Here is a 7,980-nt window from a genome sequence, read left to right as displayed (position 1 = left end):
CGCCACGCGCACGGCGCTCTATACGCTCGAAATCAAGGACGGCAGGATCGCCGCCCTGCATGCCGCCGGCAGCGCCCTGCCCGCCGGCCTGCCGACCTATCGGGCCAACGGCCGGCTCGCGCTGCCCACCATGCGCGACATGCACATCCATCTCGACAAGACATTTTACGGCGGCCCGTGGCAGGCGCCGCGCCCACGCCAGGGCAAGACGATCATGGACATGATCGCGCTGGAGGAAAAGCTCCTGCCGCAGCTGTTGCCGACTTCGGTCGAGCGTGCCGAGGGTCTGATCGCTCTTCTTCAGTCCAAGGGCAGCACGGTCGCCCGCAGCCATTGCAACATCGATCCGGTCAGCGGGCTGAAGAGCCTCGAACACCTGAAGATCGCGCTGGAAAGGCACAGGCAAGACTTCGCTTGCGAGATCGTCGCCTTCCCGCAGCACGGCCTGTTGCATTCCAAGGTCGACGGCCTGATGCGCGAGGCCATGCAGATGGGCGTGGAGTATGTCGGCGGGCTCGACCCGACCAATATCGACAGCGCCATGGAAAAGTCGCTCGACGCGATGTTCCAGATCGCGCTCGACACCGGCAAGGGCGTCGATATCCACCTGCACGAGACGAGCCCGGCGGGTGTCGCAGCGGTCGACTACATGATTGATACGGTGGAGAAGAACCCGGCGCTGAAGGGCAAGGTGACGATCAGCCATGCCTTCGCGCTGACGGTGCTCTCGCCCGAGCAGCTGGAAGAAACGGCCGGTCGGCTCGCTGCGAACGGCATGACAATCGCCTCGACGGTGCCGATCGGCGACCTGATGATGCCGCTGCCGGCGCTTTCCGAAAAGGGCGTCTTCGTGATGACGGGCACCGACAGCGTGATCGACCATTGGTCGCCCTTCGGCAGCGGCGACATGCTGGAAAAGGCCTGTCTCTACGCCCAGCTCTATCGCGGCTCGGACGAGTACCAGCTGTCCCGTTCGCTGGCCATTGCCACCGGCGGCGTGCTGCCGCTCGACAAGGACGGCAACCGTGCCTGGCCGAAAGTCGGCGACGAAGCCGGCTTTTCGCTGGCCGAGGCGAGCTGCACGGCCGAAGCGGTCGCGCGCGTTTCGCCGCGCACGGCGACCTTCCACAAGGGTCGCCTCGTTTCCGGCGGCGTCGACAAAGCTTCCAGCTAAGTCTCGCTTTGCGCAAATGAAAAGGCCGGCGTCACCGCCGGCCTTTTTGCTTATGCCGCGAATGTCTTCCAGCGGGTCGGCCGGAAGCGGAGCACCGTGCCGGTCGAGGCCTGCGCGTCGAGCGGCACCTCGATCTCCACGTGATGCGGCTCGCCCGATTTGCCGACGTCGATATCGGCGATGCGGGTGCCCGCCAGACGCCGCGAGGTCGAAACCCGGCCTTCCAGGGCCGGTGCGGCCGGATCGGCGACGAGCACGACATCCTGCGGGCGGAAGAACAACGTGCCGTCGCCGGAGGTGATATCGCCGCCATGCGGGGCGATGCCGATCGGCTCGTTCTGGAAGCGCACGGCCCCATCCGTAATGCTGACCGGCAGGCTGGCGCTATCGCCGATGAAGGAGAAGACGAAGGGCGAGTTCGGCCGGTCATAGACGTCATCCGACGAGCCGACCTGCTCGATCTTGCCCTGGCTCATGACGACCACGCGGTCGGCGAGTTCCAGCGCCTCTTCCTGGTCGTGCGTCACGAAGACCGTGGTGTGGCCGGTGCGGTCATGGAATTCGCGCAGCCAGCGGCGCAGTTCCTTGCGAACCTTGGCGTCGAGCGCGCCGAAGGGCTCGTCGAGCAAAAGCACCTTCGGCTCGATCGCCATGGCGCGGGCGAGCGCCACGCGCTGGCGCTGGCCGCCGGAGAGCTGGTTGGGATAGCGCTTTTCGAGGCCCGAAAGCTGCACCATCTCGAGGAGGTCGCTGACCCGCCGCTGGATTTCGGCCTTCGGCGGGCGTTCGCCGCGCGGGCGCACCGTCAGGCCGAAGGCGATGTTGTCGGCGACGGTCATGTGGCGGAAGAGCGCGTAGTGCTGGAAGACGAAGCCGACGTGACGCTCCTGCACCGTGCGGTGCGAGGCATCCTCGGCGCCGAAATAGATACTGCCGAGTGTCGGCGTCTCCAGGCCGGCGATGAGGCGCAGCAGCGTCGTCTTGCCGGAGCCGGACGGCCCCAGAAGCGCGATCAGCTCGCCCGAGCGGATATCGAGCGACACGTCGTTCAACGCCGGGTATCGATCGAATTCCTTGCGGATGTTTTTTACACTGACGTCCATAGAGGGCGTGCCTTTCAATGCTTGCGGCCGGCCGCGATTTCCGCGCCGTAGTGAAGTTCGAGGGCCGTCTTGACGACGAGCGTGACGAGCGCGAGTGCCGCGAGCAGCGACGCCACCGCGAAGGCGGCGACGAAATTGTACTCGTTGTAGAGGATTTCCACATGCAGCGGCATCGTGTTGGTGAGGCCGCGGATATGGCCCGAGACCACCGAGACCGCGCCGAACTCGCCCATGGCGCGCGCGTTGCAGAGCAGCACGCCGTAGAGCAGGCCCCATTTGATATTGGGCAGCGTCACGTACCAGAAGGTCTGCCAGCCGCTTGCACCGAGCGACAGGGCCGCCTCCTCGTCGCCCGTGCCCTGCTCCTGCATCAGCGGGATCAGTTCGCGCGCGACGAAGGGGAAGGTCACGAAGATGGTGGCCAACACGATGCCCGGCACGGCGAACAGGATTTCGATGCCGTGGCTTTTCAGCCAGGGACCGAGCATACTGCCCGCGCCGAACAGCAGCACATAAACCAGGCCGGAAATGACCGGCGAGACCGAGAACGGCAGATCGATCAGCGTCGTCAGGAAGGCCTTGCCCTTGAACTCGAACTTGGCGATGGCCCAGGCCGCCGCCACACCGAAGACGAGGTTGAGCGGCACGGCAATGCCGGCGACCAGCAGGGTCAGGCGGATGGCCGCACGCGTATCGGGATCGCCGAGCGAGGAAAAGAATTCGCCCGGCCCCTTGCGGAAGGCCTCGATGAAGACCGCGGCGAGCGGCAGGATGAGGAAGAGCGCCAGAAACAGAAAGGCCGTCGCCATTAGCGCGTAACGCGCCAGCGGTGCCTCTGTCGTCGGCGAACGCAGGGTCTTACGCGCCATGTCCGTACCTCCTGCGGTTCCAGGTCTGGATGAGGTTGATCACCAAGAGCATGGCGAAGGACAGACACAGCATGATCGTGGCGATGGCCGTCGCAGCCCCGTAGTTGAACTCCTCCAGCCGGATGACGATGAGGAGCGGCGCGATTTCCGAGACATAGGGAATGTTGCCGGCGATGAAGATGACCGAGCCGTATTCGCCGACACCGCGGGCGAAGGCGAGCGCGAAGCCGGTGAGGATGGCGGGGGCGAGACCCGGCAACAGAATGCGGTGGATGGTCTGGAAACGGTTGGCGCCGAGTGTCGCAGCCGCCTCTTCCACCTCGCGGTCGATCTCCTCCATGATCGGCTGCACCGTGCGCACCACGAAGGGCAGGCCGATGAAGATCAGCGCGATGACGATGCCGGTCGGGTTGAACGCCGCCTTGATGCCGACGAGGTTGAGGATCGAACCGACCCAGCCATTCGGCGCATAGAGGGCGGCGAGCGCGATGCCGGCGACGGCCGTCGGCAGCGCGAAGGGAAGATCGACGATCGCATCGACGATGCGGCGGCCGGGGAACTCGTAGCGCACGATGACCCAGGCGACGAGCACGCCGAAGACGACATTGATCAGCGCGGCGACGAAGGCGGTGCCGAAGGACACTTCGAGCGCCTTGATGGTGCGCTCGTCAGAGAGGATGGCCAGAAACTCCGGCCCCGTGAGCGAGGCGGAGCGCCAGACGAGGCCGGCGAGCGGGATCAGGATGATGAGGGTCAGGTAAGCGAGCGAAAAGCCGAGCGTCAGTCCGAAACCCGGAATGACACTCGGCTGTCTCAGTCGCCACCGCCCGGAGGCAGCAGCAGATGTCGTCAAAGGACTTAGTTCCCCGGCTTGTAGATCTGGTCGAAGACGCCGCCGTCGCCGAAGTGCTCGGGCTGTGCCTTGGCCCAGCCGCCGAAGATCGGGTCGTCGATCGTCACCAGCTTAATATCCGGAAGCTGTTGCAGCAACTCGGGCTTTACCAGTTCGCGTTTCGACGGACGGTAGAAGTGTTTTGCCGCGATGTTCTGGCCTTCCTCGGAATAGAGGTAGTTCAGGTAGGCTTCCGCCTGCTTGCGGGTGCCCTTGGCATCGACGTTACCGTCAACGACGGCAACCGGCGGCTCGGCGAGGATCGAGATCGGCGGCGCGACGATATCGAAAGAGTCCGCACCGAATTCCGCACCGGCGAGGTAGGCCTCGTTTTCCCAGGCGAGCAGAACGTCGCCGATCTGGCGCTGGGCGAAGGTGGTCAGCGAGCCGCGGGCACCCGTGTCGAGAACCGGCGCGCGCTTGTAGAGCTCGGCAATGTAAGCCTTGATCTTGTCCTGGTCGCCGCCGAATTCCTGGTTCGCCCAGGCCCAGGCCGCGAGATAGTTCCAGCGGGCGCCGCCCGAGGTCTTCGGGTTCGGGGTGACGATCTGCACGTCGCCCTTCACCAGGTCGCCCCAGTTATGGATGCCCTTCGGATTGCCCTTGCGCACCAGGAAGACGATGGTCGAGGTGTAGGGCGCCGAATTGTTGGGAAGGCGCGTGCGCCAGTCCTTGGCGATCTTGCCGGTCTTTTCGACGATGGCGTTGATATCGCTTTCCAGAGCGAGCGTCACGACATCGGCTTCGAGCCCGTCGATGACCGCGCGGGCCTGCTTGCCCGAACCACCGTGCGACTGCTGGACGGTGACGTCCTCGCCGGTCTCGGCCTTCCAATGCTTGGCGAAGGCCTCGTTGTAGTCCTTGTACAGCTCACGCGTCGGATCGTAGGAGACGTTCAGAAGCGTCGTCTCCGCCAGCGTTGCCGTTGCACTGCCGAGCGCAAGCCCGACACTCAGGAGCAATGCCCCCACCCGTTTTACCAAAATCGACATCTCAACCTCCTGGATGCTTGTCCCGACCAAAACCCTATTGAATTAGTAGAGTTAGTCAACAATGCCCGGAAAGTTCGCAAAACCGGTTCCAAACCAGCCGAAACCGCGCAATGGAAGACCTGCTCTCACCGTCAGGTCGCGCACGGTTCATCTCGCAAACGGGGTCCGAAGCGCAAAATGCATCCGCGGAAAATGCGCGTTTTTGTCCGTTGCGCCAAACTTTTTTCAGCGCTCGGAGGTGCGGGCGAGGCCATGCGGGGTGGCAGCCAGCACCGCGCGATAGGCCTGGCGCACGGTTTCGGCAAAGGTGAAGGGTCCCGGCCGCAGGCTGGAGGCGATCGCACCGACCACGGAAATCGCTGGTATCGGCGTACCGTGATGGGCGAGATGGCCGCCGTCATCGACGCTCAGCGCCGCCGCATCGCAGGACAGCAAGCCGGCGAGCGCGCGGGCGGACGGCACCTCGCGGCAGTCGATGACGGTCTCGTTGGCGGATTTCGGGGAGCGCGGGGGAACGAAGCGCGTGCGGCCCGTCTCGATTTCGGCGGCGAGGCGGCGATGGACATCCGGCGCGAGGCGGATGGAGAAGTGGCGGTGCAGGCGAAGCAGGTGGCGGCGGTAGCGGTTGCGCTCGGCCTCGGGCAGATTGCGCCAGACCACGGCGAGACGGGCGGAAGCGGCATCGACCACGGCCTGCCAGTGGCCGCCCTCACGCGCTTCCGCGCTTCTACATTCGCGCCGCACATAGCGGAACGCTTCCTGCAACGAGCGGCTTGCCGGCGGTTCGCCGAAGGCGAGGCCAGCAGGCGGGCGGGCATGGGGCTGCGGCAGGCGGCCGCTCGCCGCAGCGATGTGGATCTCGCCCGCATAGCCGGTGGCCCGGAGGTGGAGAAGGATGGCGGCCAGGCGCGGGCCATTGCCGACAAGCGTCAGCGGCGGCGGGTTTTCAAGGCCGGACAGACGCTCGGCAGCGTTATGGGCCGCCTGCCACGAGACGGCCTCGCGCTGCGCGGTGCCGAAGCCGGTGGCGACGAAAACATGGTCGAAATCGGCGCATTCGCCGTCGCGGAAAATCAGCCGCGGCGCGACGCCACCGGTATCGACATGGCGGACATGGCCGCGGAAGGTGCGGATGCGCACATCCTTGCGCAGCGCCAGCACCTCGCCGAAGCGCGCCATGACATAATCCCGGAAGAGCGCGCGCGGCGCATGCAGGTCCTGCGGGCGGCAAAGCGTGGTGACGGTGCCGCCGGCGAGCCAGTTGTTCTTCAGCCAGTCGGCGAAATCGTCGGGGCGCTCGGGCACCACCGAAAGGTCGCGCGCCGGCTCCGTCGTCGGCGTCAGGCCGGCCGCGCCATTGCCGAAGGCGCCCGGCGCATCCTCGGCGTCAACGAGCCAGGCCTCGAAGGGCCGGTGCAGGCGCTTCATCAGCGCAATCGCCGTGGCGAGACCGGAAGGGCCGGCACCGATGATCGCGATCTTCAATGCCGGCACCCCCGCCGGCCACGACCCGTCTTCCCTTACGCCTCTGTCGAAGAACATTCGCTGTCCCTTCCTTTCGCCATGGAAGCCGAACGGTATGATAGCGCAGTTTCGGATATTTTCTACATTTTTACTAGACTAATTGAGCGCACGATTCCCATGCCGGCATCCGCCCCTGCGGCGGGGCCTCCTTTGGGGTCGGCAAGCAGGTCGGACAGCGTCGTCCCGTCGAGGATTTCATCCGAGGCTGCGGCGACTTTCGCGAAGACCCGCCGCACCGCGCAGAGCGTCCGGTCGCGGCAATCGGTGCAGGGGCGATGCCCGCCGCGCGACAGGCAGCCGAGCGGCACGAACGGCCCCTCCATCAGGCGCAGCACGTCGCCGAAGACGATTTCCTCCGGGCTGCGCAGCAGTAGGTAGCCGCCATGTTTGCCCCGGCGGCTGGCGACGAAACCCGCCCGCTTCAGGTCCAGCAGGATCTGCTCCAGGAATTTCTTCGGTATCGTTTCGCGTGCGGCAATGGCGGCGATGCGCATCGTCTCGCCCGGCGCGACACGCGCCAGCGCCAGAAGCGCCCGCAAGGCATATTTGGATTTCTGCGAGATCATGACCTGGCGATCTCGGCGGCGATATGCCCGGCGACCGCGCGGGCCTGCACGCGGATATCAGGCACGGCGGTGATCTCGAAGTGGCGGCCGGCGGTGAGCGGACCCATGGCATACAGGCGCCCGTCGGACGTGGGCACCGCGGAATGGTCGTCGACCGCGATGCCGAGGCCGATCGGATGGGGTTCGACGATGCCTTCGGCGGCGAGGCTGGACAGAAGCGGCGAGGCCGAGACCGTACATCGCTCGAAACCGGTGCAGTTGACCACCATGGCCGCCGGCAGCGAGCGTCCCTGGACGGTGGCGACCACGCCGTCACGATGCTTGTGCAGCGCCTGCAGTCGGCCGCGATGCACGACGAGCCGCCCGGTTTCACGCAGCGTCTCGATTTCGGCGGCAACATCCGGCGCCATGCGGTGGCGATGGACATTCCAGAACGGCGCGGCGTGGCGCAGGAACCGGCGCTGCTGTTCCGGCGTCCAGCCTTTCCAGAGGTCCTGGGTGACGGGGCGAAGGCCATCCATGACGGCGCGCCAGTCCGGCGTGGCGGTCGCAGCCGCACGAAGCGTCGCGAGCATGGCGCTGAGTTCACCGCCTTCAGGCTGAAGCACCGGCGCAAGCGGGTCGGCCCGGTGCGCGAGATGCGCCTGCGGCAGGAGGCCGTGGCGGGAGACGGCATGCATGGTGCCGCGAAAACCGCTCCGCGCGAGGAGAAGGCACTGATCGACCATGGTGAGGCCGGTGCCGACGAAAAGCACGTCGCCATCGTCGGGCAGGCGGTTCCACCACGCATCTTCCCAGGGGTTCTGCACGACGAAGGGGCGAACGTCCTTGGAAATCGCTTCGTCCGGCAAGGGCAGACG

8 protein-coding genes are annotated in these 7,980 nt (G+C 65.9%); 1 reads left to right on the top strand and 7 read right to left on the bottom strand.

Features of this window, described 5'->3' with window-relative positions; all coding sequences use genetic code 11:
* The coding region (locus ACOZK4_RS19675; protein WP_421593347.1) for an amidohydrolase family protein at positions 1-1,174 on the top strand (1,174 nt) is incomplete at its 5' end.
* 50 nt (positions 1,175-1,224) lie between these two features.
* Here ACOZK4_RS19675 and ACOZK4_RS19670 read toward each other — a convergent pair.
* The 7 genes from ACOZK4_RS19670 to ACOZK4_RS19640 all read right to left on the bottom strand — a co-directional run.
* Positions 1,225-2,277 carry a sulfate/molybdate ABC transporter ATP-binding protein gene (locus ACOZK4_RS19670; RefSeq protein ID WP_421593346.1) on the bottom strand — a complete coding sequence of 351 codons (1,053 nt, stop codon included), beginning with the start codon at positions 2,275-2,277 and terminating at the stop codon, positions 1,225-1,227.
* Between the two features lie 14 nt (positions 2,278-2,291).
* Positions 2,292-3,146: a sulfate ABC transporter permease subunit CysW gene (gene cysW, locus ACOZK4_RS19665; RefSeq protein ID WP_421593345.1), complete on the bottom strand. Its 855-nt coding sequence runs from the start codon at positions 3,144-3,146 to the stop codon at positions 2,292-2,294.
* Entirely contained in the window at positions 3,136-3,999 is an 864-nt protein-coding gene (gene cysT / locus ACOZK4_RS19660) for a sulfate ABC transporter permease subunit CysT (protein ID WP_421593343.1), read from the bottom strand. Before cysT ends, cysW begins: the two co-directional genes overlap by 11 nt.
* 5 nt (positions 4,000-4,004) lie before the next feature.
* Entirely contained in the window at positions 4,005-5,030 is a 1,026-nt protein-coding gene (locus tag ACOZK4_RS19655; RefSeq protein ID WP_421593342.1) for a sulfate ABC transporter substrate-binding protein, read from the bottom strand.
* A 225-nt stretch (positions 5,031-5,255) separates the two neighbouring features.
* Positions 5,256-6,572 (bottom strand): FAD/NAD(P)-binding protein, encoded by a 1,317-nt coding sequence (locus tag ACOZK4_RS19650; protein WP_421593340.1) that lies wholly within the window; start codon positions 6,570-6,572, stop codon positions 5,256-5,258.
* 62 nt (positions 6,573-6,634) lie between these two features.
* Positions 6,635-7,120, bottom strand: a complete 486-nt coding sequence (locus tag ACOZK4_RS19645; RefSeq protein WP_421593339.1) for an RrF2 family transcriptional regulator — start codon at positions 7,118-7,120, stop codon at positions 6,635-6,637.
* Positions 7,117-7,980: FAD/NAD(P)-binding protein (locus ACOZK4_RS19640; protein ID WP_421593337.1), on the bottom strand; the 864-nt coding region annotated here is incomplete at its 5' end. The genes ACOZK4_RS19645 and ACOZK4_RS19640, both read right to left, overlap by 4 nt.

Source organism: Shinella sp. M27 (genome assembly GCF_049199905.1).
Classification (GTDB): domain Bacteria; phylum Pseudomonadota; class Alphaproteobacteria; order Rhizobiales; family Rhizobiaceae; genus Shinella.
This window is presented reverse-complemented; position numbering and strand designations above follow the sequence as displayed.

What these genes read in the sequence shown, in the direction of transcription:
- ACOZK4_RS19670 (WP_421593346.1), bottom strand. Translation starts at nt 2,277, where the DNA reads ATGGACGTCAGTGTAAAAAACATCCGCAAGGAATTCGATCGATACCCG.
- cysW (WP_421593345.1), bottom strand. Translation starts at nt 3,146, where the DNA reads ATGGCGCGTAAGACCCTGCGTTCGCCGACGACAGAGGCACCGCTGGCG.
- ACOZK4_RS19655 (WP_421593342.1), bottom strand. Translation starts at nt 5,030, where the DNA reads ATGTCGATTTTGGTAAAACGGGTGGGGGCATTGCTCCTGAGTGTCGGG.
- ACOZK4_RS19650 (WP_421593340.1), bottom strand. Translation starts at nt 6,572, where the DNA reads ATGTTCTTCGACAGAGGCGTAAGGGAAGACGGGTCGTGGCCGGCGGGG.
- ACOZK4_RS19645 (WP_421593339.1), bottom strand. Translation starts at nt 7,120, where the DNA reads ATGATCTCGCAGAAATCCAAATATGCCTTGCGGGCGCTTCTGGCGCTG.